The following is a 24,026-nucleotide window of genomic DNA, read 5'->3' as shown; positions in this document are numbered from 1 at the left end:
CTCAGCCCGGCGCCAATTCGCTCGCCTGCGCTTCCAGAAACCATTGGTACGTGCTGGCGATGCCGGCATCGAGGCCGATGCGCGGTTTCCAGCCAAGCGCCTGGATGCGGCTCGAATCGATGAGCTTGCGCGGCGTCCCGTCCGGCTTCGAGGTGTCGAAGACGAGACGGCCCTCGAACCCGACAGTGTGCGCGATCTTCTCGGCAAGCTCGCGGATCGTGAGATCGAAACCCGCGCCGCAATTCACCGGCTCGGCGCCGTCGTAAGCGTTGAGCAGAAACACCGTGCCATCGGCGAGATCGTCGACATGCAGAAATTCGCGCAGCGGCGTGCCCGTCCCCCAGACCACAACCTCGTCGCGGCCCGAAACCTTCGCTTCGTGGAACTTGCGGATCAGCGCCGGCAGCACATGGCTCGTCGCGAGATCGAAATTGTCGTTCGGTCCATAGAGATTGCACGGCATGACCGAAATGTAGTGCCGGCCGTATTGGCGGCGATAGGCCTGGCAGAGCTTGATCCCGGCGATCTTGGCGATCGCATACCATTCATTGGTCGGCTCGAGCGGGCCGGTCAGCAGCGCGTCCTCGCTGATCGGCTGCGGCGCGAATTTCGGGTAGATGCAGGACGAACCGAGGAAGACGAGCCTGTCGATGTCGGCGCGATGCGCCTCGTGGATGACATTCGCCTCGATGACGAGATTGTCGCGCAGAAATTCCGCCGGATAGGTGTCGTTCGCCAATATGCCGCCGACTTTCGCCGCGGCGAGGATGATCGCGTCGGGTTTTTCCCGTTGCAGAAAAGCGCTGACGCCCCCGGCATCGCGCAGATCGACCTCGCTGCGCGAGGCCGTCAATATCTCGACGTTCTCCCGCGCCAGCCGGCGCACCAGCGCCGAGCCGACCATGCCGCGATGACCGGCGACGAAAATGCGCGATGGCTTCATGCGTGAACTGGCTCCCGTCCGTGTGACCGACGCGCCCTATATATGGCCACGCTTCTTCATCAAGACGAGATCGCTGGCGACCATTTCCTTCACCAGATCGGCAAAGCTCGTCTTGTGGACCCAGCCGAGCTTGGCGCGCGCCTTCGCGGGGTCGCCGAGCAGGAACTCGACCTCCGTGGGGCGGAAATATTCAGGATCGATCTCGACCAGCACCCGGCCCGTCTTGGCGTCGAGGCCCTGTTCGGCGATGCCCTCGCCACGCCAGGCGATCTCGATGCCGATTTCGGCGAAGGCGCGCTCGACGAATTCGCGCACCGAATGCGCCTCGCCGGTCGCGAGAACATAATCGTCCGGCTCCGGCTGCTGGAGGATGCGCCACATGCCCTCGACATAATCGCGCGCATGGCCCCAGTCGCGCTTGGCGTCGAGATTGCCGAGATAGAGCTTGTTCTGGAGGCCGAGCTGGATCGCCGCCACGGCGCGCGTGATCTTGCGGGTGACGAACGTCTCGGCCCGCGTCGGTCCCTCGTGGTTGAAGAGAATGCCATTCGAGGCGTGCATGCCATAGGCTTCGCGGTAGTTGACCGTGATCCAGTAGGCGTAGAGCTTGGCCGCGGCATAGGGCGAGCGCGGATAGAAGGGCGTCTTCTCGTCCTGCGGCACCGCCTGGACCTTGCCGTAAAGCTCCGAGGTCGAAGCCTGATAGAAGCGCGTCTTGCCGCCGAGATTGAGAATGCGGATCGCCTCAAGCAGCCGCAGCGTGCCGAGCGCATCGGAATTGGCGGTATATTCCGGCGTCTCGAAACTCACCTGCACGTGGCTCTGCGCCGCGAGATTGTAAATCTCGTCGGGCTGAACCTCCTGAACGATACGGATCAGGTTGGTCGCATCGGTGAGGTCGCCATAATACATGAAGAAGCGGACATTGGCCTCGTGCGGGTCCTGGTAGAGATGATCGACCCGGTCCGTATTGATGAGCGAGGAACGGCGCTTGATGCCGTGGACGATATAGCCCTTGTTGAGCAGGAGTTCGGCGAGAAGCGCCCCATCCTGGCCGGTGACGCCGGTGATGAGCGCGACTTTGGGTTCTGACATCGAGGCTTCCGCGAAATTCAAGAGCGCCCTGGCCCATGCCAGCGCGGGGGACATGCTCTAGCGCGGAATTGTCGCCCTGACTACGCACGCGCCGGCCGAGGAGCCGCCTTGCCCCGGCCGGCGCAGGTAAGTGACTGAAAAAAGCTAATTTATGGCTTCAAGTAGTCGTGGATGACGCGGCCATAGGGCAGGCTCAGATCGGCGATGAAGTGATGCGCGCCAACGATATGGCGCACCGGAAAGTCCCCGACCGGCGCATTGACATGCGATACGAGATGCAGCCGCGCCGGGCCGAGCCAGGAGCCCTTCACCGTGATCTCGGTGAGATTATAGGCGACGAGCTGACAGATGCCGTGGCCGCCATCGACGCCGGGAATGATTTTGAGATTGACCTGCGTCTTGGACAGGATCGCCGTCGTGCCGACGCCGTTGCCGGCCATGGCCTCGTGCTTATAGCCCATCGTTCCCAGCGCGACGAGTTGCTCGCCGTAATGCAGCGTGCCGGTCAACGTATCCTTAATGACCCGCAGCTTGGGATGCGCGTATTTCTTCGGAAAGCCCCAGATCTCGCGACCACCAGCGATCGGCGGGTCGTCATCAAGGTACATCTGGCTGACGAAATTGACGTCCTCGCCCTGAAATTTGCAGGGGATGACGAGGCCGCTTTCGGTATAGCTGCCGAAGCCGGATGAATCCGGCATGTTGATCCACTCATAGCTGACGATCGGCTTGTCGAGCGGTTCGAGCGGCTCCGGCAATTGATGACGGATGACCTCCGGATCGGTCTCGTAGGTGATGACCATGTATTCGCGATCGATGAAGCGATACGGCCCCTTGGGATAGCTCGGCCCGGCGAGCGGCATGGACGGCAGTTGCAGGATTTCTTCGGCGCGCATGGTGAGCTCCCTCGGCTGCAAAAAGGGGCAGCAAGTCTGATGCCGCACCACACGGCAACGCTCCGCTTCTGGCGACTTACCTTGAAAATGGTATGACGCGGCGGCGTCACATTCCTGCAATCCGGGCTGCCTAGCCTGCACGCGGAGACAAAACGTGGACGCAAAAGCCCCCCTCAACACTGCAAAACCCGGCCAGCGCTCCCCGGAGCCGGACAAATCCGGCACCTGGCGGCCCGATCGCTGCGATCAGATCGCGCTGATCTTTCAGGGCGGCGGCGCGCTCGGCGCGTATCAGGCCGGCGTCTATGAAGCGCTGCACGAAGCCAATATCGAGCCGGATTGGGTGACGGGCGTTTCGATCGGCGCGATCAATGCCGCGATCATCGCCGGCAACCCGCGTGAGCAGCGGCTGGAAAAGCTGCGCGCCTTCTGGGAGCGGATCACCGACCGCCACGTCTGGGCCTATACGCCGGACGGCGACATCTACCGCCGCGCGCGCAACGCGACGAGCGCGATGATGACCATGACGCTCGGGCAGCCGGGGTTCTTCAAGCCGCACGACGTCAACCCCTGGCTCAACGCCGCGGGCGCCAAGGCGGCGACGAGCTTCTACGATTCAGCGCCGCTCGGCGCGACGTTGAGCGAATTTGTCGATTTCTCACTCATCAACGACGGCAACACGCGCTTCGCCGTCGGCGCGGTGAATGTCATGAATGGCAATTTCATTTATTTCGACAACCGCAATGAGGAAATCGCAGCGGAGCACATTATGGCTTCGGGCGCATTGCCGCCGGCGCTCCCGATGGTCAAGATCGGCACCGATTATTATTGGGACGGCGGCATCGTCTCGAACACGCCGTTGCAGCACCTGCTCGATCAGGACGATCTGCGCCACACGCTTGTCTTCCAGGTCGATCTCTTCTCGGCGCAAGGCGCATTGCCGCGGGACATGCCCGACGTTCTCGCCCGCCACAAGGACATCATGTATTCCTCGCGCACCCGCTACAACACCGACATGTATCAGCGGCTGCGCGCCTGGAAGAACCGCGCCTATGAGGCGCTGGCAAAACTGCCGGACCATTTGCTGACGGACGATGAGCGCAAGCTGCGCGACGAACTGGCGGACATGCCGAATATCGCGATCCTGCATCTGATCTATCAGCAGAAAGCCTATGAAGGCGACGCCAAGGATTACGACTTTTCCGGCACCTCGATGCGTGAACATTGGCAGAGCGGCTACGAGGACACCAAGCGCACGCTGATGCACCATGCCTGGTTCCAAATGCCCGAGAACGGCATCCTCGTCCATGATGTGCACCGTCTGCGGGACAACGAACGCCGCTAGGCAGGCATCAGTCTAATCAGGTATGCCGACGTGGAGCTTGCGGTTCCGCTCGACGATTTCCTCGCGCATTTCCTTGCGCATCTTGCCGGCCTCGAAAAGACGGCGATCGAGATCCGTCTCGACCAGCAGCGGCGGTACGTCGATGGCTTTGCCGTCCGGTCCCCTGGCGACCATGGTGAAGTAGCATGAGATCACGTGGCGCGATGCCTTGGTCGTCAAATTCTCGGCGATGACCTTGATGCCGATTTCCATCGATGTGCGGCCGACGTAATTGACGTTTGCCTTGAAGGTGACGAGTTCGCCGACCTCGATCGGCTCGCGAAAGATCACCTGATCCAGCGAGGCGGTGACGACATAGCTTTTGCAATAGCGCGCGGCGCAGGCATAAGCGACCTGATCGAGAACCTTGAGGATCGCGCCGCCATGCACATGCCCGGAGAAATTGGCCATGTCCGGCGTCATGAGAAAGGTCATGAACAAGGATTTTTCTTGGGTGCTCATCTGCCTCGGATAAAGTTGGCGCGCTGGTCTTGCTCTAATGCACCTGCGGCGTAAAACTCAAGAGGGGTATTGGCGGGCGATCGCCGCGAGTGGGATGGCAATCCGCAATTTGCCGGGGCTCGAAAGGAAAGTCGTTTCGGCTGACAGCTTGGAGGCCGCAAGCCGCGCAGCACCTGGCGATATTTTCGCGATCGTAGTACCGGAAACAAAAGCTCCCGGCCGTTAAGACAGCCGAGAGCCAGTTAGCCTGCATAACATCCCTGCGCGGTGCCCACCGCGCATCTACGCTTGCGTAGCCTTGATGTTCGGCCGATGCTTAGTGAAGCCGGTCCAGCCGATATAATTCTTCGAGAATTTTCCTGCGCGCCGCCATCCGCCGGTCTTCCAGCGCCACCAAAGCGACTTGCACACGCAGGTCCCGCGGTTCTTTCCAAACGCCGAGAAGATGCGAAAAACGCCGCCGCTGCATTTCGGCCATCTCCGTCGCAGAGGCCGCAACCTCTTGTAGAGCCAGGAGAACGGGCGAATTTGTCTTTGGGTCTATCATGCTCCACCTCCGTGTCGTTGGTGGTGCGGAACGCCGCATGAAAACGATAGGCACAAATGTCATGCACAGAGAACGCGCAAATGCGCTTTCGGCTGCGAGGAGGCGCATTTTGCCGCGCACTGTTGCGCGTTTGCAACCTATGCGAGGGGAAACGCAAGCATTCGCCGAGACTCGCGGCGCACTTCACGCGGATAAATGCGCGCCGCCATCGACCGGAATGATCGTCCCTGTGATCCGCTCCGCCGCATCGCTGACGAGGAAGGCGGCCAGGTTTCCAACGTCCTCGATCTCGACGATATGATGCTCCGGCGCCCGGGCCGCCGCTTCCTCGAGGAGTTCGTCGAACCGATCGATGCCGCTCGCCGCGCGCGTCCGAATGGGCCCCGGCGAAATCGCATGCGCGCGAATGCCCTTCGGCCCAAGCTCGGCAGCGACATAGCGCATAGAACTTTCAAGCGCGGCCTTGACCGGCCCCATCAAGTTATAATGCTCCACCACCCGCTCGGAGCCGTAGAAGGTCACGCCGAGCAGGCAGCCGCCATCCTGCATCAAAGGCTCGGCAAGGTGGGCCATGCGGATGAAGGAATAGCAGGAAATGTTCATCGCGACGTCGAAGCCCTCCATGGAGCAATCGGTCACCCGGCTATGCAAATCGGCCTCCGGTGCGAAGGCGATCGAATGAAGCAGGAAATCGAGCCGGCCCCATTTTTCTTTTACGGCCTCGAAGACGGCCTCAAGCTGGCCCGGCTCCCGCACGTCGCAGGGTAGCACCAGGTCGCAGTCCAGCCGGTCGGTGACAGCTCGGACGAAGGGTTCAGCCTTGGCATTGAGATAGGTCGCGGCGAGGCGCGCGCCTGTCCGTGCGAAAGCCTCGGCGCAGCCGGCGGCAATGCTGTGCTCATTGGCGATACCGATGACAAGTCCATGCTTGCCGCGCAGATCTACGAGGGGCGCGGGCTGCGTTAATGGGGTCGCGTGCGTCATTCCTGATCCTTTGCACTCTCGCTCCAGCGGGCCGCAGGCCAAAACGCCCCGGCGCGAACCGGAGCTCTTCTCCTGCATTTTTCCACCCTTTAGAGAGCGGGCGCGGGAGCGCCAACCGTGTCGCGCGTATGTCGCGCGATCATCACTTCCTCGTCGGTCGGGATCGCCCAGACTGCGACGCGGCTTTGCTTATCGCCGATATGTATTGCGTTCCTGTGATTTGCCTCAAGATCGAGCTTCACGCCGAGCCATTCCACCCCGGCGCAAACGCGCGCGCGAATTTGCGGCGAATGTTCGCCGATGCCCGCGGTGAATATGAGACCATCGAGACCACCGAGCGAACTTGTCAGCGCGCCGATTTCGCGCACGATCCGATAGACAAAGAGATCGATGGCTTCCTTCGCACGCGGATCGTCGCTGGCTTCGAGCGTGCGCATATCGCTCGAAATCCCCGAGACGCCGAGAAGGCCGGAGCGGCGATAGAGAATATCCTCGATTTGTTTTGGGTTCAGCCCGCGCTGCTGCCCCATATAGAGGATCACGCCAGGATCGAGAGCGCCGCAACGCGTGCCCATTACAAGGCCGTCGAGCGCCGTGAAGCCCGTTGTCATCTCGACGCTGCGGCCGGCTTTCATCGCGCAGAGGCTCGCACCATTGCCGAGATGGGCGGCAATGACGCGACCTGCCGCCAGATGCGGTGCCAGGACGCTGATCCGGCCGGCGATATATTCATAGGACAGCCCGTGGAAGCCATAGCGCCGCACGCCCTCGGCCTCGTATTCCGGCGGCAGCGCAAAGCGCTTTGCGACCATCGGCACCGTATGATGGAAAGCCGTATCGAAACAGGCGACCTGCGGCAGCTCCGGGCGTGCCGCGAGGATCGCACGGATCGGTGCGAGACTATGCGGTTCGTGCAATGGCGCGAGGGGCGTCAATTTATCGAGTTCGTCGAGGAGTTCCGGCGTGACCCGCTCTGGCCGGTAATGTTTCGGGCCGCCGTGGACGACGCGATGGCCGATGGCGAACAGTTTATCCTGCCCAAGATGCGTCTCGGCCCGTTCGATAAGCGCACCGAGCAGCTCGTCAAATCCCGCCGCCCGGTCCCATTTGCGATCGCTGAGCGGCGCGCCCTTGGCATCGACCGAAAATAAATGCGGCGCATTGCTTTCGATCTCTTCGATCTCGCCCTTGGCGAAAAGCTCGAAATTCTCGGAGTCCGCGAGTCTGAAGAGCGAGAACTTGATGCTCGACGAGCCGGCATTGAGGGTGAGGACCGCGTCCGCCACGCTCAGGCCCCTGGTGCCGAAGGTGTCGCGACAGCGCCGCCATGCGCAATGAGAACCGCAAGCGCGCAGGAAGCCATGCGCGTGCGCTCGGCGTCGGCCCGGCTGGTCAGAATGATCGGCACGCTGGCGCCGAGTACGATGCCGGCGGCATCGGCACGGGCGAGATAGATCAATTGCTTGGCGAGGATATTGCCGGACTCGAGATCGGGCACGACAAGAATGTCCGCCTGACCCGCAACCCTGGAGACGATGCCCTTCTCCGCCGCCGCAGCGGCGCTCACCGCATTGTCGAACGCGAGCGGTCCGTCGACGATCGCACCCGTAATCTGGCCGCGCTCCGCCATTTTACTGAGCGCCGCCGCATCGAGAGCCGATTGCAATTTGGGACTGACCGTCTCGACCGCCGAAAGCACCGCGACCTTTGGCTCCGCCACGCCCATGACATGCGCGAGGTCGACGGCGTTTTGAACGATGTCGGCCTTCTCTTCGAGCGTCGGCGCGATATTGACGGCGGCATCCGTCACCAGCAGCGGACGCGGATAGGTCGGAACGTCCAGAAGATAGACATGGCTCAATCGCCGGTCCGTGCGCAGCGTGCTGCCCGGCGCCAGTACCGCATGCAAAAGCTCGTCGGTGTGCAACGAGCCCTTCATCAGAAGCTTGGCCTCACCGTTTTTAACAAGGGCCACGGCCGCCGCTGCAGCATCTGCACTGCGCGCCGCATCGACGATGCGGAAAGCCGAAATATCCACCTTGGCCTCGGCCGCGGCCGCCAGGATTTTGTCCTTCGGCCCGACGAGAATCGGCGCGATGAGGCCCGCCTGGGCGGCTTCGGCCGCAGCGCCGACTGAGTTGGCGTCGCAAGGATAGGCGACGGCCGTCGCCACAGGCGCGTGTCCCGCGGCAGCGGCCATCAACGCCCGGAAACGATCGTGCCGGGAAATCTGCACTTCCGGCAATTCGACGCGCGGGCGGCGCACCTTTTCTCGCGGCGCGCGCACGAAGGCCTTGCCGCTGATGACGACACGGCCCTTTTGGTTCGTGCAGGAGCAGTCGAGGACGAGGTCGCCCTTCTCGGGATGCTTCTCGGCGACCGTCAAAGTCGCGGTGATCGTATCGCCGATATCGACGGGCGCTGTGAAGCGAAGGTCCTGGCCGAGGTAGATCGTCCCCGGTCCGGGCAATTTTGTGCCGAGCACATTGGAGATGAGCCCGGCGCTCAGCATGCCATGCGCAATGACGCGATGAAACATGTCGGTCTGCGCATAAGCGGGATCGAGGTGCGCGGGATTAACATCGCCCGAGACGATGGCGAACAAATCGATATCCTGCTGCGAAACTGTCTTCGCGACGCTCGCCTGATCGCCGACCGCGATTTCATCGAACGTGCGATTCTCGATCATCTGCACGGGCGGTGGATTGAAATTCATGCCTGCCCCCGCTCACATTTCCCGCACATAGGTTCCCGGCGCGTCACAGATCGCCGGATAGCCCCGGTCCGGCGCAGCCAGGCTGGGTGGCACTACAGGCTCGCTTGAATATTTGGCAAGCCAATCAACAAGATTTGGCCACCAGGACCCCTCGTATTGCGTTGCCGCCGCTTTCCATTCTTCCGGCGAGACGAACCGCCCATGCGCCGGACGATGCGCGAGGCGGAATCGCCGGTTCCGATGCCCCGGCTCGCTGACGATGCCGGCGTTATGGCCGCCGGAGGTCAACACGAAGGTGATGTCGCCCTCATTGAGCAGATTGATCTTGTAGACCGAGCGCCAGGGCGCGACGTGATCCGTTTCGGTCGTCACCGCGAAAATCGGCACGCCGATCGCGGAGATCGCAATTGGTTCGCCGCCGACCCTGAAACGCCCTTCGGCGAGGTCATTGTGCAGAAACATCGCGTGCAGATATTCCGAATGCATGCGGTAGGGCATACGGGTCGCATCGGCGTTCCAGGCCATGAGATCGAACGGCTTTTCGCGTTCGCCAAGCAGATAAGTCTTGATGAGCCGCGACCAGATGAGTTCGTTCGAACGCAGAACCTGAAAGGCGCCGGCCATCTGCGTGCTGTCGAGAAAACCTTGCTGCCACATCACATCGTCGAGAAGCGCGAGCTGGCTCTCATCGGTGAAGAGCTGCAATTCGCCCGCTTCGGTGAAATCCGTCTGCGCCGCCAGCATGGTGACGGTCGCGAGCCGTTCGTCGCCATCGCGCGCCATCGCCGCCGCGGCGATCGAGAGCAATGTACCGCCCAGGCAATAGCCGACGCCGTGAATTTTCTTAGCACCGCAAATCGCCGTCACCGCATCAAGCGCCGCCATCACGCCGAGGCGGCGATAATCGTCGAGGGACGTATTGCGCAGCTCGGCCCCCGGATTACGCCAGGAGACGCAAAAGACGGTGAACCCCTGCGCGACAAGATAACGAACGAACGAATTGTTGGGTGAGAGATCGAGGATGTAATACTTCATGATCCATGCCGGCACGACAAGAATCGGCTCCGGCCGCACCGATGGTGTCGTCGGCGAATATTGGATCAATTCCATCAGCTCGGTCCGCAGCACGACCTTTCCCGGCGTGACCGCAAGATTTTTGCCGACTTCAAAGCCGTCCATATCATCAAGCGATTTATGCTCGGCGAGGCGCTGCAGATCCTCGAAAAAATTGTGGCCGCCGCGAATGAAATTAAACCCGAATTCCTCGGCGGTCGTCTTGATGACCTCGGGGTTTGTGAGCGGCGAATTCGACGGCGACAGAAGGTCGAGCACCTGGCGGGCGGCGAAGGCGACGATATTGCTATGCTGCCTGGCGACGCCCGGCATAGCGGCGGTCGCGGCGCGCCACCATTCCTCGCCGAGGACGGTTGCTTGGGCAAAGAAATTGAACGGCGAATGATTCCAGCTTTCATTGCTGAAGCGGCGATCCCCCGGCGCGGGTGCGTCCCATTGGGATGGCGTGAAGAGCTGCATCCATTTATGCGCGGCATCCTGCGCCAAAGTCACCCTACGGCCAGGGGAATTGGCCAGATGCAAAGACCAATCGAGATAGGCAAGCAGTAAGGAGATGTAGGAGAGCGACGATGTTAACGGCGCCTCGCGCGCATGCAGAAGCCGATCGACATGGTCTTCCGGAATATCTTCAGACGCAGTCGAGTCGGGGGCCTTATCATGCTGGAGCGCAATAGCAGCGGGCGCCGCATTCAACGCCTCGGGATCCACGGGAGCTCTCTTCTGCGCCAAATTTACGACTTCCGACATCGCCAGACTCCAGCATCGCCAAGAGCAATGATTAGTACCTGAAACGAAAGAATAATTGATAAATATCAAACACCCTACCGTCCCATCGTGTCTTTCTTACGAAAGTAAATTCGCGCGAGGAGGATTCCATGGTTGACCCGACAAAAATTACGGCTGAACTTTCTACCATCCGAACTGATCTGCCGTTTCATCTGGCCGACGCGCAGAAGCAGGCCGCGACGTTCTTTTCGGATTTCAATGAGCTGACCTGCAAAACCTGGCGCAGCGTCCTCGAAAGCCAGACGGAACTGTTCCGGCTTGAAACGAGCCAGGCATCGAAGGCTTTTCTTCTGCCGAAGGTGAGTGAAAAACCGGAGGCTGCCTTGTCGGGCTATCTCGATAATCTTCACGCGCAGACCGAACAGGTCGTCAACCAAACACGGCAATTGACCGACATCTGGCGCAATTATAGCTGGGGCCTGCTTTCGCTTTGTGCCTGCAATTATCGCAACGGCCTCGGCAACGTGGCACCGAATGCGCCGGCCGATGAACACTAGGGCTTGGGTGCTACGCCGAGACTGGGTAACCAGTTTCGGCGCGTGCCGAAAACTTGAGATGACCAATTGCCGAGTCTAAGCGTTAAAATCCCGCAGCGCTTCGAGATTCCTCAGGCGAATCTGCCGCGCTGAGGGCATTTCGATCAGCTTTTCACGCTCAAGGTGCGATAGCGTGCGCGAAACGGTTTCGATGGTCAGGCCGAGATAATCCGCGATGTCCTGGCGCGTCATCGCCAGGCTGACCGAACGATGGTCCGCGGAGTAATCGGCCCAATCGACAAGGAAGGCGGCGACCTTTTCGACCGCGCTACGCCGGCCGAGCAAAAGCGCATGTTCTTGCGCCCGCGCCAGCCGATGCATGAGATGTTCGAAGAGTTGGTCGGCGATCTGGCCACCTGCGGTGGTCACATCGGCGCCACGCCGGCGATAGGAAATCACGGTGCAATCGGAGACGGCTTCGGCCGAAAGGCTGTGCAGCGACTCGCCCTCGATCCCGAAAATGTCGCCCGCCTGATAAAAAGCGTCGATCTGGCGGCGCCCGTCGCTGAGGAATTTGCACGTGCGCACGACGCCCGACACAACTTTATAAAACGTCTCGGCCGCGCCGCCCTCGGCGTAAATCTCGCGATCCTGTGCGAAATTCTGAACCGACCCGGCCAAGCCCAGAACGCTCTCGCGCGGCTCGACGAACTTTACCTGCCCTGCAACGGGCTCGCGATCCAAACGATGAGCGAACTGAATAGTCATGCGACCCTCCCACAAATTCAACGAGGGTCAGGCTAGTGACTGCAACCGCGGCCGGATATTGTGTTAGCTCCCTACGGGATTATACGTAATCACCTGGAGAATCGCGCAAATTTCACTAAAATTTAGCTGCTCAGAAGGCTCTGGATATTCTCCATCAGCGCACCGTCGGACAGCGGCTTCTCCAGCACCTGGTGGACGCCGACACGCTCGGCGCGACGGCGCAGGGCATCGCTGGCATTGCTTGTTATAAGGATGACGGGCACGCCGACGCGCTGCGCCACAAGGCAGTCAAGAACTTCGAATCCGTCCATCCGCGGCATCCGGTAATCGAGAATGAGGCAGCGCGCGCGAGCGAGGTCCGGGTGTTTCAATAATTCATGGCCTTCGGCGCAGGTGCGCACCGCGTATCCCTCAAGCTCCAGGGAGAACTTGAGCGATTCGCGCACCGCTTCATCATCGTCGAGGACGAAAACAACATCCTTCTCCTCTGTGCTCATCATCTCGTCTCCGGCTTCCACCATCGGGCAACTTTGGAGGCAAGACCGCCTTGATGTAGCGCAAGGTCGCGGGGGAGAGACTGTTTGGGATTGATGGTGAAGGCCGGCCGCAAATTTAATCGGTCGGCAGCACTTTCGCTGTAAGCGCCATCCGCACGAGGCTGGAGAGGCTCGTCGCGCCCATCTTGGCCATGACGTTGCCACGATGCACTTCGACGGTGCGGGGGCTGAGCTTCAGGTCGTAGGCGATGGTCTTGTTGGGATAGCCCGCCAGCAGCCCGTCGAGAACCTCGCGTTCGCGCGGCGTGAGGGAATTGAGCCTGCCGCGGATCTCCGCCCGTTCGGCATCGCGATCGCTGCTCGCCTCGTAGGACTCGAGCGCGATACGGATGGCGCGAAGCAGCGTCTCGTCATCAAACGGCTTCTCGATGAAATCGCTGGCGCCGGCCTTCATCGCCCCGACCGCCAGAGGCACATCGGCGTGACCGGTGATGATGATGACCGGCATATCGACGCCAAGCTCGCGCAATTTGCGCAGGAGTTCCAGCCCGTCGACTCCCGGCATGCGGACATCGCTGACGATACAGCCCGGCTGCAGCGTCTGGAGGGCGGCAAGGAAGGCGCTGCCCGATTCATAGACGCGCACCGCATGGCCCGCCGCCGTCAGGACGAAAGCGAGGGAATGACGCACCGCCCCGTCATCGTCGATGAGATGCACCACCGCGTTACTCGGCATCGCTCTCCTCGTCGAAGATCTTAAGCGTCAGCCGGAAGATGGTTCCGCCGCCGGGATTTGACTCCGCCCAGAGCCGGCCGCCATGCGCTTCGATGATGGTCCGCGAGATCGAGAGTCCTACCCCCATGCCGTGCCGCTTGGTCGTGATGAAAGGCTGAAAGAGCTGGGCCGCGATCTCGGGTGCGATACCGGGCCCTGTATCAGCCACATCGATCCTCACCGTTTCATTGTCAAGTCTGCGCGTGGAGACTGTCAATAAGCGCCGATCGGTTTCCTGCATGGCTTCGACGGCATTGCGCATCAGATTCAGCAGCACCTGCTCGACCTGAATTTTCGAGGCGAGAACGGATGTTGCCCGAGGGTCGAGATCGAAGGCGACGTGCACGCCCAACTCACGCACCCCGACCAGCGCCAGTGCGCTCGCCTCCTCGATCAGGCGCGGCAGGTTTTCGATCTGGCGATCGCTCTCGCCACGGGCAACGAACTCGCGCAACTGGCGGATGATTTGCCCGGCGCGCAGGGCCTGCTCGGCGGCGCGTTCCAGCGCCTCGCTTATCTTGGGAACGGCATCGCTCTGACCCGAGTCCAGCAACCGGCGACTGCCCTTGAGGTAATTGGCAATCGCTGTCAGCGGCTGGTTCAGCTCATGCGCCAGCGTCGACGCCATTTCGCCGAGCGCCGTGAAACGCGACATATGGATGAGTTCCGACTGCAACTCCTGCAGCCGCCGTTCTGCCTGCCGACGCTCGGTGAGATCACGAATGAAGCCGGTGAAGAAACGGCGCCCCCCGGAATTGACTTCACCGACCGAAAGCTCGATCGGAAAGGTCGCGCCGTCCCTATGGCGTCCGACGACAATGCGGCGGATGCCGATAATGTGGCGCTCGCCCGTCCGCAAATAACGATCGAGATGATCGTCGTGCTGTTCATGATACGGTGTCGGCATCAGAATATTGACATTTTTGCCGATCGTCTCGGCCGCCCTGTAGCCGAAAAGCCGCTCGGCGGCGATGCTGAAGGACTGGATGGTTCCCCGCGTATCGATGACGATCATCGCATCGGGAACGGTATCGAGCACCGATTGTAAATGCGCCTCGCGCTCGGCCAGCGCGCTCTGCGAATGTTTAATATCGGTAATGTCACGCGCAACCTTGGAGACGCCGACAAGCCGCCCCTCGGCATCGCGAAGCGGCGACAGGGTCAACGAGATATCGATCAGCGTGCCGTCCTTGCGCTGTTGCCGGGTTTCGAAATGCTCGATTTTCTCGCCATTTTTCACGCGACCGAAAAGGCCGTTGTGCTCCTCCTGCGCGTCCGGCAACAGAAGAACGGAAATCGGCGCACCGATGATCTCGTCCTGCGGATAGCCGAAAATCGCCTCAGCACCACGATTCCATTCGGTGATGATCCCCTCAAGGGTAGTGCCGATGATGGCATCGTCGGACGCGGCGGCGATTGCAGCAAGCCGCGCAATCGTTTCGTCGGTCGGCGCGCGGATATCGATAATGATGCCCGCAAAACCCGCACCCCCGGCGCGTCCGCGCATCCGCCGCCAGCGCACGAAGGCGTGCTGCACGAGGCGAACGTCGGCTTCCCAGCCGACCTCGGGCGAATGGATGCCACGGAAGGAAAGGTCGAAGGCCGCGCGATCCTCAGGGTGAAGCAAAGCCAGGAAGTCGGGATAGGGAACAAGGATGTCCTGCGCGCCGACCAGCGCACAGGCACGCGGCGACAGATGGACAGTGCTTGCCGCCGCGTCCCATCGCCAGGTGCCAACACCGCCGGCTTCGAGCGCGTCGAGGCGATCCTCGCTCGACATCGCCTCCGCCGCGCTATCCCGCGCCATTACCGCTCCTCATCGCCAATCCGTCGCGTGGCTTATAGCGCAGCCGCAGGCGGCAAGAAACCGGCACGCGCCGGCACGGCTCCCCGCTCGGGCAGGCTTGCTTAAGCGGCCTTATTTGCCGGCCGCTTCGGGAATGCTCGGCTCGACGAGCCGCAAATGCCATCCGTCGGCGTCGCGCGCATAGATCGCCACGATGTGCCCCTGTTCGCGGCGGAACTGTCCTTTGCCATGCGGCGCGTTGACGGAGAATTCGGCGACGCCATAGCCCCCGTCGCCCTGCACATGCACCTCAAGCACCTTGATCGCATGTCCGTAGGCGCCGGACGCGAACCGTTTGGCATAATAGACTTTAAGCGCATCGCGGCCGCGGATGATCGCGCCCGCCGGAGAGACCAGCACCCCGTCGTCGGCGTAGAGCGCGGCCATGGCGGCGGGATTTTTTGCGGCATAATTCGCATCGTAGCGATGGCCGAGGTCCACCGCCGCGTGGAGCAAATCCGCCTCCGTAACTTCCGCCGCCTGCGCACAGGTGCAGGGCAGGATCATCGCCAGGGCGAGGATTGCCACTTTCATGTCTATATCTCCCGAGATGCGCATTAAAGCGCGCGCGAGGCTGCGGGAAAACGAAAGCGCATTCACGTTGCGGTGATAAGCGACGGCGTCTAGGTCGCGCCGGGCTCGCGATGCACCGGAAGCGGCCCGAAAGCCTGCGTGACCGGCATCATCTCGATCGCGTTGATATTGACGCGCGCCGGCAGCGTGGCGACCCAATGGACGGCCTCAGCGATGTCCTCCGGCGTGAGCGCATCCGCGCCTTCATAGAGCTTTTCCGCCCGCGCGCTATCGCCGTGAAAGCGCCGCGTCGAGAATTCCGTTCCGCCAACAAGCCCCGGCTCGATGTCGGTGACACGCACGCGCGTGCCGAGAAGGTCGGCGCGCAAATTCAGTGAGAACTGGCGCACGAAGGCTTTGGTCGCGCCATAAACATTGCCGCCGGGATAGGGGTAGGTCGCCGCAATCGAGCCGAGATTGATGACATGGCCGCGATTGCGCGCGACCATCCCCGGCAGCGCGGCGCGGGTCGCATAGAGCAGCCCCTTCACATTGGTGTCGACCATTACCTCCCAATCGTCGAGGTTGGCCTTGTGGGCGGGTTCGAGGCCGAGCGCGAGGCCGGCGTTGTTCACGAGCACGTCGATCTCGGCGAAGGCGGCGGGAAGATCCGCGAACGCCCGCTCCACCGCCGCGAGGTCGCGTATATCGAAAACGATCGGATAAACGTGATCGTGGCCGAGTTCGTCGGCCAGCGCCGTCAGCCGGTCCTCACGCCGGCCCGTTGCGACGATCTTGTGGCCATCTTTCGCGAAGCGCCGCGCGATCGCAGCGCCAAAACCGGAGGTCGCGCCGGTTACAAAAATGATCATGAATCCCTCGTATACGGGTGGCGGCATCTTAGCTGCGGTCCAAAAGTCCCGCACCACATTTGCGCAACGGCTTAACCGGCTGGTGCCGCCTCCGCAAGACGGGACGTCGGCAATGGATCAGGCGGCGGGCTGAGCCGTCTCAGCCTGTTTCCAGCGGCTGATTTCCGCCAGTTCGGCCTGCGGCGTCTCGACCGCAACCTCGCCCTTGCCGAGGAAAACCTGACCCGATTCGCCATCGAGGGAAAGCCAGTCGCCTTCGCGAAGATCGCGGCCGGCGAGCCGCGCCTTTTGCCGCGCGGGATCGACCTCAAGCGCGGCGCAGCCGACAATGCAGGGCTTTCCCAATTGGCGGGCCACCAGCGCCGCATGGGCGGTGCGGCCGCCGACGGCCGCCAGAATGCCCGCACACGCCGCAAAGCCGCCGACATCCGCCGTGTTGATATTGGGCCGGACCAGGATCACTGGCTCGCCAGTCTCCGCCAGCCGCATCGCGCTCGCCGAATCAAAAGCAACCCGGCCTATGGCGATGCCGGTCGATGCTCCCTTGCCCTGCCCCACAGGCGTGCCGACGCCGACCAGCGTCTTGCGTGCCAGAGCCTGCAGATCGACGCCGGCGATGCGGCGCAAGGCTTCAGCGGGGGTGATGAGCCCCTCCTTGACGAAATCGATCGCGAACCGGACGGCCGCATCGGGCGTGCGTTTCGCGGCGCGGGTCTGCAACAGCCACAGTTTCCCGTCTTCGATAGTGAACTCGACATCCTGAACGTCACGGAACTCGCGCTCCAAGGTCTGCAACGCCGCGCGCAGGGTACTGTCGACTTCCGGAAGCAGACGGGCGATCGCCTCCTCCGTATCGGGATTGCGCCGCCCGGAGACGACATCCTCGCCCTGCGAGGCAAACAGCACATCGATGACCGGCTCGGCCCGTCCGGTCGATGGATCGCGCGAAAAGGCGACGCCCGCGCCCGAGCGGGCATTATGATTGCCGAAGATCATGGCCTGAACCGTGACCGCCGTGCCTTGCAGATCTTCGAAATGCTCGATCTTGCGATAGGTGCGCGCCCGCTCGCTCATCCATGACAGATAAACCGCCTCGGCCGCAGCGCGGAGATCCTGACGCGGATCGTCGGCGGCGACGCTTCGTGCTTCCTCGATGGTTTGCTGATGGGTCGCGGCAAGCCGTTCCAGAGCTTCGCTATCCAGGTCCTGTTCCTGCGTCACCCCCTCGGCGGCGAGCAGGGTCTTGAGCGGCGCCGCGAACGCCTCGTCGGCGATGCCGAGCACGACGCTGCCATAGCTTTCGAGAAAGCGGCGCCGGCAATCGTAGGCGAAATGCGGGTTGCCCGTCGCGCGGATGAGGCCGCGGACGGCGCCAGGCGTACAGCCGACATCGAGCACCGTATCGAGCATGCCGGGCATGGAGCGCGCGGCGCCCGAGCGGACCGAAACGAGCAACGGATGGCGGCGGTCGCCGAATGCCTTGCCCGTCGCGTGTTCGAGAAAGGCAATGCCTTCGTCCAACCCTTCCGCCAGCTTCTGCCTGGCGCCCGCCTCGCCCCTGGTGATTGCGGCACAAAGTTCGATGGGCAGAACAAAGGCGGGCGGAACCGGCAGCCCGAGCGCCGCCATATGCGCGAGATTGGCCGCCTTGGCGCCGACGACATCCGCCGGATAGAGCTTGGCCGCACCGTCGCCGATAAGGAGAACTTTCATGGACACACCCGTTAGGATGAAAGGTCGGAGAGCACGTAGTCGCGCAGGGAATGGCCGAAGCGCGCCAGTTGATCGGTCGCGCGCTCGAGCGGATGCGCCAGACTGAGGATCGCGAGGCTCGCCTTGAGATCGTAAGAGCCGCCGAGAATTTTCGCCGTCACCGTTCGCTCGGCCGTATCGCCCCTGTGCTCGTCCTCGACGAGACGCGTCGCCGCGGCGAGCGCATCCTCATAATCGACGCGCTGCCCTTCGGGGATCTCGGCGGCCGCGGCCGCGCCGATGACGGCGGCCGCGGTTCCGGAGACAGTCACGGCGGAGAGCTCGGCAAGACAGTCGAGCAACTCCGGCGCAGTATCAGTGGGCGTGAGCGAGGCGATAAAGGCAGCTTCTTCGAGTTCGTCGATCGTCTGCTCGATCAGATCGGCGAGACGCTCAAGGCCGCGATCGACCCCGAAGCGGGCGATCTCGCCGCGCGCGTCGAAAACGATCCGGTCGGCCTTTTCCTCGATACGCCCGGCATGGCGCGCAAGCGCCTCGGCATCCGTGGGCAGCTTGCGGCGCCGATCGGCGATGAACTGCGCGATGGCCACCGCGATGTCGCGGGCAAGCCCTGCCTGGCGGATGACCACCGCCAAGAGGCCGGTGTCGCCACGCTGCAAATGCGTGACGAGCGCCTCCTCGATGCGCGCCTTTGCCGAGCGCAGCGAACTGCCCTGCTGCAACGCCTCGACGGAAATCCGCAAGACCGCCTTCAGGAAATCGACGGCCGCCTCGCGCCCCAGCGCCTGATCGAAATGCTCGCCGAAGCCAATGCGCGCCGGGGCGGCATGACGCACGGCGGCGTTGATGAGATCGGCACCGCCGAGCTGGAGAAAGCCGCGATGCCCGACCCGCTGTGCCGCCGCCCATTCGAGGAGCCGCACCGCATCGGCGTTGCTGACAAACGCGCGCAGGACTTTGCGTGCCTTGTTCCAATCGATCTGGAAAACCAGCGATGCGCCAAGCTCACGCAGGAAGGAATCGCGCGCTTCGGCGTCCGCATAGGGATAACGGCCGGTGATGAGATAAAAAGCTTCCTGATCCTTCAGCGCCGCCGACGTCTTGTCGTCGAGACCACTCCATTGAACGGAGAAGTCGCGGAACAAACGGGTGAAGAATTTCGCCCGGGCGTGATGAACATCGGTGTAGGTGATCGTCACGGTTGCGGGTTCCACCCCGATCACCACGACATGCGCGTCGGTTTCCCCGATGTCGTTCTGGATCGTGAAACGCGCGCCCGCGCGCAGCGCTGTGGTTCCGAGGCCGGGATGATCGAATTTCAACGCGCGCGTCGATTCGACGCCCTGCATGAAAGCTTCGAGCGCCTGTTTGTCCTCCGCCGTCAGGCCGTAGCTATGTGCGCCGGCCACCACTTCCTGCGCATGCGTGGCGGCGAGCGCGTTGAGCGCCCGATGCAAATCCATAATCAAGCGGTGCAAACTGTCGGCCTCGGAAATCGCCGTGAGCCGGGCGATCTCGGCGCTCGCGACGGCGTCCGCGCCGAGTTGACTTGCGGCTTTGATCGCGTCGAGCCGCGTACCGTAGGTTTCAGCCTTGGTCGGGTCTCCGGCCTGAACCGCGCGGAGCATGGCCGCTATATCGTCCCAGATGGCGTTACCGAGGCCGCCGAGCCCGGCCGCCGTGACCTTCGCGCCCTCCGCCAGCGTCGCGGAATTGGCCAGTGCTTGCAGCGGGATCGGGTCGAGCCCGGCGGCGCGACATTCCTCCGTCAGATCGATCCGGGTGCCGTGCGGATCATGCGCGTGCAGCGCCGCCGCCTGGAGGACGCTCAGTCGGGCCTTGACCCGGTCATTCGCCGCGAGCCCTTCCGCAATCAGTTGCGGCAAAAGCAAATCAGATTGGCCGAGCCATTCGACGATCTCGGTTTTCACGCTGCCTCGCAGTCCAGCCCAAGGCGGGATTCGCCAAATAGGTCGCTGCCACTACCTTTTTCGCGCGCTCGTTACATTTCTTTGACATAGGACAAGGCTTGTGCCCCCAGTTCTTGAAAATTGCAGCGGTAACGCTCGCGCGCATGAACCCACGTCCATTTTCAACGGAGGCAGAATTGAAAAACGTCAGAATCCCCTGGGGAGCCTGGGTCGTGGTCTGCGACGGGCAGAAAGCCCTTTTCCTGCACAATGACGGCGACGCTGAATTGCTCAATCTCAGGCCGCTCGAGGTTCTTGCCGAAACGCATCCTTCGACGACCGAACTCGGGACGGGCAAGCCGGGCCGGACATTTCAATCGCACGGGCCTGGCCGGAGTGCCGTCGAGGCGCCCGATTATCACACCGAGGCGGAAGTGGATTTTTTGCGCAAGGTCGCGGGGATCATCGACACCGCCGCGAGCGAGGGAAAGACCAAACATCTCGTTTTGATCGCGCCGCCGAAGGCTCTCGGGATCGTCCGCGAGGCGCTTACGCCGGCTGCGCGCGCGATCATGACGGCCGAGATTCACAAAGATCTCGTACATCTGCCGATCGGCACGATCGAAACGCATCTGGCGGCGGCCGAGTAAAGGCCTTCGAGCCGGCGAGATCGCGGCCTCTCAGGTCGCCTCCGGCTCGTGAGGCGTCAGGCTGAACGTGCGGTGCGGCCCGTCATAGGCGAAACAGTCGGCGTAACGGCCCCAGTCTATAACGATGTTGAGGGTGCGTTCGGCATCCTCGCGGCCCAGGTGATCTTCCAGCTCGGCGAGGAAGCGGCTGCGCGGCGCGATATGGTTCGGCCGTTCGTCGAGGACATGCCGGATATGCGCGGCCAGCGGAACCGTGCGCAGCAAATGCTCCGCGAAAATGCGTTTGCGGTCGCCCATATCGGCTTCGGCGAACGCGCGCCCCGCTGCCGTCAGGTGCAAATCACCATCACGCAGTTCGGCGAAGCCAAGCATCTGCGTTATTTCCACCAGATGGAAAAGATCGGCGGTGGGAAGATGCAGGCGCGCCGTGAGCGCGGGCAGATCGGCCTGACCGCCGAAGGGCGGGGAAAGCAGGATCTCCGGCATTCCGGCGATCCGCGCCGCCGATATGATCGGCAGTTGCGTCCCGATGCTCGCGAGCGGCGCGCGCGCCTTGCCATCGGCGCCCGGCACTGGACCCGCCGTCATGCGGGCATAGATATCATCGACCATGTCGCGGAACTCGTTGCTCAGCCGCTGACGCGGCCGCGGCAGGGCGACTGTGAACTCAGCGGCGATCCGGCCCGGATTTGGCGCGAGAATGAGGATGCGGTCGCTCATGAAGACCGCCTCCTCGATATTGTGCGTCACCAGAAGGAGCGATTTGATCGACAGGTGTCCGGCGACCCAGAGGTCCATGAAGTCGCCGCGCAAGGTCTCGCCGGTGAGCACGTCGAGCGCGGAAAACGGCTCGTCCATCAACAGAACCGTCGGATCGACGACGAGCGCGCGTGCGAAACCGACGCGCTGACGCATGCCGCCGGAAAGTTCGCGCGGATAGGCGCCCTCGAATCCATCGAGGCCGATAAGCTCGATGGCCGCAAGAGCCCGCTTGCGCGCCTCCTCTTCCGGAACGCCCTTCGCGTCGAGCCCGGCCTGCACGTTTTGCAGCACTGTCAGCCAGGGAAACAGGGCGAAGGTTTGGAAGACCATTGCGATTCCATCGACCGGGCCATCGACAGCCTTGCCCCGATAAAGCACCTCGCCGGAGGCCGGCGCCGCGAGGCCGGAGACGAGGCGCAGCAGCGTCGATTTTCCGCATCCGGAACGGCCAAGCAGGCCGACGATTTCGCCTTCCCGAAGTGTCAGGTTGATATCGTCGAGGACGAGAAGCGGCGCCCCGGACGTGCGCGCATAGGTCTGCCGGACGTGGCGGATGTCGAGTTCGACATCGCCGGTCGCGGCGCTTGTTTCACCTGTCTTGCTCATGACACGTCTCAATCCAGCCTGAACCGGCGCTCGCCGTAGGCATAAAGGGGTCGCCACAACAGGCGATTGAACAGAACGACAAAGGCGGACATGGTCGCGATGCCGAGGACGATGCGCGGATAATCGCCCTGCGCGGTCATCTGACTGATATAGGCGCCAAGGCCGTGCGCGAAGAGCCGGTCGTGTCCCCAGGAAACGACTTCGGCGACAATGCTGGCGTTCCACGCGCCGCCCGAGGCCGTGATCGCGCCGGTGATGTAGTAGGGAAAAATTCCCGGCAGAATGACGATCCGCCACCATTGCCAGCCGTGGAAGCGAAAGTTGTCGGCCGCCTCCAAAAGGTCAGTCGGCAGGGCTGTCGTGCCGGCGATGACATTGAACAGAATGTACCATTGCGTTCCGAGGATCATCAGCGGCGTCAGCCAGATGTCGGTATTGAGGTTGAACCTGACGATCGGAATGACGAACAGCGGAAAGAGCAGATTGGCCGGGAAGGCCGCGAGAAATTGCGCCAGCGGCTGAACCCGCTCGGCAAGCTTCGGCCGCAAGCCGATCACCACGCCGACGGGCACCCAGATCAGCGATGCCAGAACGATCAGGACCACGACGCGCAGCAGCGTATATGTGCCGAGCCGCACCACCGTGAAGACATCGCTCCACCCTGCTCCCTGCGCGATGAAGCGGACGATGATCGCGGCAATCCCGAGGGACGCGACGGCGACGAAAATATACCAAAGGTCATCGACCGCCTTTGACGCGCGCGAACGGACAGCCAGGGGGCGCGACGTCGGAATGATGTTGAGGATCCGCGCGCGGAACAGCCGCCGCAGGCAGAACGATGCCGGCACGGCCGCGGCCCGTGCCAGATGCGAGTGCCGCAGCAATTCCAGAAACCAGGAATGCGGCGTGCTTTGCGATGCGGTCTGTTCGACGCGAAATCGATCGGCCCAGACGACGAGCGGCCGGAAGAGCAATTGATCGTAGATCAGGATGACGATCGTCATCGCCGCGATCGCAAAGCCGATGGCAAGCAGATTCCGCTGCGCGATTGCCAGCGCCACATAGGAACCTATGCCCGGCAGCGCGATCTGGCGCTGGTCCGCGGTGATCGCCTCCGAAGCGACGACGAAAAACCAGCCTCCCGACATGCTCATCATCATGTTCCAGACGAGGCCGGGCACCGCGAAAGGAAATTCAAGCCGCCAGAATCGTTGCCAGGCGGAGAAGCCGAAGGCGCGGCTCGCCTCGTCGAGATCGACCGGAAGGGTGCGCAGCGCCTGGAAGAAGCTGAACGCCATGTTCCACGCCTGGCTGGTGAAGATCGCGAAAATCGACGCCAGTTCGAGCCCCAGCACCCAATGCGGCGCGAGCCCGACGAAGAACACCACGGTGAAGGAAAGATAGCCGAGCACGGGCACCGACTGGAGAATGTCGAGCAGCGGGACAAGCACGACTTCCGCGCGCCGGCTTTTGGCAGCCAGCGTTCCGTAGACCAGCGTGAACAGAAGCGAGGCGCCCATGGCCGCGAGCATGCGCAACACGGTGCGCACGGCATATTCCGGCAGGCGCAAGGGATCGAGCGAGATCGCCTTAAGGCTCGAGACCGGCGCGAAAACCTCGCTGATTCCGTAGGCCAGCATCGCAGCCAAGGCCAGAACGATCGCCGCGACCGTCAGTTCGAGAGAATCGGCCGGGAGTGCCAGCCGCGGCCTCCCGGGCGCGTAGACCCGCGGCCCGACATGATGCTGCTG

General features: G+C 62.5%; 21 protein-coding genes. 3 read left to right on the top strand and 18 right to left on the bottom strand.

The genetic code is table 11. The features are described from left to right. Position 1: 1 nt before the first annotated feature. The 3 genes from fcl to CWB41_RS08640 form a co-directional block, all read right to left on the bottom strand. Positions 2-943: a GDP-L-fucose synthase gene (gene fcl / locus CWB41_RS08650; RefSeq protein ID WP_115834673.1), complete on the bottom strand. Its 942-nt coding sequence runs from the start codon at positions 941-943 to the stop codon at positions 2-4. A gap of 36 nt (positions 944-979) precedes the next feature. Further along, positions 980-2,038 carry a GDP-mannose 4,6-dehydratase gene (gene gmd, locus CWB41_RS08645; RefSeq protein ID WP_115835431.1) on the bottom strand — a complete coding sequence of 353 codons (1,059 nt, stop codon included), beginning with the start codon at positions 2,036-2,038 and terminating at the stop codon, positions 980-982. A gap of 149 nt (positions 2,039-2,187) precedes the next feature. Continuing rightward, positions 2,188-2,934: an acetoacetate decarboxylase gene (locus tag CWB41_RS08640; protein WP_115834674.1), complete on the bottom strand. Its 747-nt coding sequence runs from the start codon at positions 2,932-2,934 to the stop codon at positions 2,188-2,190. A 154-nt stretch (positions 2,935-3,088) separates the two neighbouring features. Between CWB41_RS08640 and CWB41_RS08635 the strand changes: the two genes are divergently transcribed. Continuing rightward, the gene (locus CWB41_RS08635; RefSeq protein ID WP_115834675.1) at positions 3,089-4,279 is read left to right on the top strand and encodes a patatin-like phospholipase family protein; all 1,191 of its coding nucleotides are present in this window, start codon (positions 3,089-3,091) and stop codon (positions 4,277-4,279) included. 12 nt (positions 4,280-4,291) lie between these two features. Here the strand turns inward: CWB41_RS08635 and CWB41_RS08630 are convergent, their stop codons facing one another. The 5 genes from CWB41_RS08630 to CWB41_RS08610 all read right to left on the bottom strand — a co-directional run bounded on the left by CWB41_RS08630 (position 4,292) and on the right by CWB41_RS08610 (position 10,848). Further along, positions 4,292-4,780 carry an acyl-CoA thioesterase gene (locus CWB41_RS08630; RefSeq protein ID WP_115834676.1) on the bottom strand — a complete coding sequence of 163 codons (489 nt, stop codon included), beginning with the start codon at positions 4,778-4,780 and terminating at the stop codon, positions 4,292-4,294. A 730-nt stretch (positions 4,781-5,510) separates the two neighbouring features. Next, positions 5,511-6,311, bottom strand: a complete 801-nt coding sequence (gene fabI, locus CWB41_RS08625) for an enoyl-ACP reductase FabI (protein WP_115834677.1) — start codon at positions 6,309-6,311, stop codon at positions 5,511-5,513. Between the two features lie 89 nt (positions 6,312-6,400). Further along, positions 6,401-7,597 (bottom strand): acetate/propionate family kinase, encoded by a 1,197-nt coding sequence (locus tag CWB41_RS08620; protein ID WP_115834678.1) that lies wholly within the window; start codon positions 7,595-7,597, stop codon positions 6,401-6,403. Positions 7,598-7,599: 2 nt separating this feature from the next. Beyond that, positions 7,600-9,027 (bottom strand): bifunctional enoyl-CoA hydratase/phosphate acetyltransferase, encoded by a 1,428-nt coding sequence (locus tag CWB41_RS08615; protein ID WP_245411090.1) that lies wholly within the window; start codon positions 9,025-9,027, stop codon positions 7,600-7,602. Between the two features lie 12 nt (positions 9,028-9,039). Beyond that, entirely contained in the window at positions 9,040-10,848 is a 1,809-nt protein-coding gene (locus CWB41_RS08610) for an alpha/beta fold hydrolase (RefSeq protein WP_115834679.1), read from the bottom strand. A gap of 128 nt (positions 10,849-10,976) precedes the next feature. Here CWB41_RS08610 and CWB41_RS08605 point away from each other — a divergent pair, with 128 nt between their 5' ends. Beyond that, the gene (locus CWB41_RS08605; RefSeq protein WP_115834680.1) at positions 10,977-11,384 is read left to right on the top strand and encodes a hypothetical protein; all 408 of its coding nucleotides are present in this window, start codon (positions 10,977-10,979) and stop codon (positions 11,382-11,384) included. 75 nt (positions 11,385-11,459) lie between these two features. Here the strand turns inward: CWB41_RS08605 and CWB41_RS08600 are convergent, their stop codons facing one another. From CWB41_RS08600 to CWB41_RS08565, 8 genes are all read right to left on the bottom strand, one after another. Continuing rightward, entirely contained in the window at positions 11,460-12,131 is a 672-nt protein-coding gene (locus tag CWB41_RS08600) for a helix-turn-helix domain-containing protein (RefSeq protein WP_115834681.1), read from the bottom strand. A 122-nt stretch (positions 12,132-12,253) separates the two neighbouring features. Continuing rightward, positions 12,254-12,631, bottom strand: a complete 378-nt coding sequence (locus CWB41_RS08595) for a response regulator transcription factor (RefSeq protein WP_245411091.1) — start codon at positions 12,629-12,631, stop codon at positions 12,254-12,256. Between the two features lie 112 nt (positions 12,632-12,743). Then, positions 12,744-13,364 carry a response regulator FixJ gene (gene fixJ, locus CWB41_RS08590; protein WP_115834682.1) on the bottom strand — a complete coding sequence of 207 codons (621 nt, stop codon included), beginning with the start codon at positions 13,362-13,364 and terminating at the stop codon, positions 12,744-12,746. Next, on the bottom strand, positions 13,354-15,210 hold the full coding sequence (locus CWB41_RS08585; protein ID WP_245411092.1) for a PAS domain-containing sensor histidine kinase: 1,857 nt from the start codon (positions 15,208-15,210) through the stop codon (positions 13,354-13,356). The genes fixJ and CWB41_RS08585 overlap by 11 nt, the downstream gene beginning before the upstream one ends. 111 nt (positions 15,211-15,321) lie before the next feature. Continuing rightward, on the bottom strand, positions 15,322-15,783 hold the full coding sequence (locus tag CWB41_RS08580; protein WP_115834683.1) for a YybH family protein: 462 nt from the start codon (positions 15,781-15,783) through the stop codon (positions 15,322-15,324). A gap of 89 nt (positions 15,784-15,872) precedes the next feature. Further along, positions 15,873-16,634, bottom strand: coding sequence for a bifunctional NADP-dependent 3-hydroxy acid dehydrogenase/3-hydroxypropionate dehydrogenase YdfG (ydfG, locus tag CWB41_RS08575; RefSeq protein WP_115834684.1), 762 nt, complete (start codon positions 16,632-16,634; stop codon positions 15,873-15,875). 117 nt (positions 16,635-16,751) lie between these two features. Continuing rightward, positions 16,752-18,347 (bottom strand): pyruvate, phosphate dikinase, encoded by a 1,596-nt coding sequence (locus CWB41_RS08570; protein WP_115834685.1) that lies wholly within the window; start codon positions 18,345-18,347, stop codon positions 16,752-16,754. An 11-nt stretch (positions 18,348-18,358) separates the two neighbouring features. Then, complete coding sequence (locus CWB41_RS08565; RefSeq protein ID WP_115834686.1) at positions 18,359-20,278, bottom strand: hypothetical protein; 1,920 nt, start codon at positions 20,276-20,278, stop codon at positions 18,359-18,361. A gap of 176 nt (positions 20,279-20,454) precedes the next feature. Between CWB41_RS08565 and CWB41_RS08560 the strand changes: the two genes are divergently transcribed. Continuing rightward, positions 20,455-20,907, top strand: a complete 453-nt coding sequence (locus CWB41_RS08560; protein ID WP_115834687.1) for a baeRF12 domain-containing protein — start codon at positions 20,455-20,457, stop codon at positions 20,905-20,907. A 30-nt stretch (positions 20,908-20,937) separates the two neighbouring features. Here CWB41_RS08560 and CWB41_RS08555 read toward each other — a convergent pair whose 3' ends face one another. Together CWB41_RS08555 and CWB41_RS08550 are read right to left on the bottom strand one after the other, a co-directional pair. Continuing rightward, positions 20,938-22,275 carry an ABC transporter ATP-binding protein gene (locus tag CWB41_RS08555; RefSeq protein ID WP_115834688.1) on the bottom strand — a complete coding sequence of 446 codons (1,338 nt, stop codon included), beginning with the start codon at positions 22,273-22,275 and terminating at the stop codon, positions 20,938-20,940. Between the two features lie 8 nt (positions 22,276-22,283). Then, positions 22,284-23,915: an ABC transporter permease gene (locus CWB41_RS08550; RefSeq protein ID WP_245411154.1), complete on the bottom strand. Its 1,632-nt coding sequence runs from the start codon at positions 23,913-23,915 to the stop codon at positions 22,284-22,286. Positions 23,916-24,026: the final 111 nt, after the last annotated feature.

The sequence above is a fragment of the Methylovirgula ligni genome (genome assembly GCF_004135935.1).
Classification (GTDB): Bacteria; Pseudomonadota; Alphaproteobacteria; order Rhizobiales; family Beijerinckiaceae; genus Methylovirgula; species Methylovirgula ligni.
The sequence above is the reverse complement of the archived record's forward strand: the minus strand, read 5'-3'. Positions and strand labels throughout refer to the sequence as shown.

Coding starts and splice junctions, on each gene's coding strand:
- fixJ (WP_115834682.1), bottom strand. CDS start 13,364: ATGCCGAGTAACGCGGTGGTGCATCTCATCGACGATGACGGGGCGGTG.
- CWB41_RS08615 (WP_245411090.1), bottom strand. CDS start 9,027: ATGAATTTCAATCCACCGCCCGTGCAGATGATCGAGAATCGCACGTTC.
- CWB41_RS08630 (WP_115834676.1), bottom strand. CDS start 4,780: ATGAGCACCCAAGAAAAATCCTTGTTCATGACCTTTCTCATGACGCCG.
- CWB41_RS08580 (WP_115834683.1), bottom strand. CDS start 15,783: ATGAAAGTGGCAATCCTCGCCCTGGCGATGATCCTGCCCTGCACCTGT.
- gmd (WP_115835431.1), bottom strand. CDS start 2,038: ATGTCAGAACCCAAAGTCGCGCTCATCACCGGCGTCACCGGCCAGGAT.
- CWB41_RS08570 (WP_115834685.1), bottom strand. CDS start 18,347: ATGAAAGTTCTCCTTATCGGCGACGGTGCGGCCAAGCTCTATCCGGCG.
- CWB41_RS08555 (WP_115834688.1), bottom strand. CDS start 22,275: ATGAGCAAGACAGGTGAAACAAGCGCCGCGACCGGCGATGTCGAACTC.
- fcl (WP_115834673.1), bottom strand. CDS start 943: ATGAAGCCATCGCGCATTTTCGTCGCCGGTCATCGCGGCATGGTCGGC.
- CWB41_RS08610 (WP_115834679.1), bottom strand. CDS start 10,848: ATGTCGGAAGTCGTAAATTTGGCGCAGAAGAGAGCTCCCGTGGATCCC.
- fabI (WP_115834677.1), bottom strand. CDS start 6,311: ATGACGCACGCGACCCCATTAACGCAGCCCGCGCCCCTCGTAGATCTG.
- CWB41_RS08595 (WP_245411091.1), bottom strand. CDS start 12,631: ATGATGAGCACAGAGGAGAAGGATGTTGTTTTCGTCCTCGACGATGAT.
- CWB41_RS08600 (WP_115834681.1), bottom strand. CDS start 12,131: ATGACTATTCAGTTCGCTCATCGTTTGGATCGCGAGCCCGTTGCAGGG.
- CWB41_RS08640 (WP_115834674.1), bottom strand. CDS start 2,934: ATGCGCGCCGAAGAAATCCTGCAACTGCCGTCCATGCCGCTCGCCGGG.
- CWB41_RS08605 (WP_115834680.1), top strand. CDS start 10,977: ATGGTTGACCCGACAAAAATTACGGCTGAACTTTCTACCATCCGAACT.
- CWB41_RS08550 (WP_245411154.1), bottom strand. CDS start 23,915: ATGCTGGCCTACGGAATCAGCGAGGTTTTCGCGCCGGTCTCGAGCCTT.
- ydfG (WP_115834684.1), bottom strand. CDS start 16,634: ATGATCATTTTTGTAACCGGCGCGACCTCCGGTTTTGGCGCTGCGATC.
- CWB41_RS08585 (WP_245411092.1), bottom strand. CDS start 15,210: ATGGCGCGGGATAGCGCGGCGGAGGCGATGTCGAGCGAGGATCGCCTC.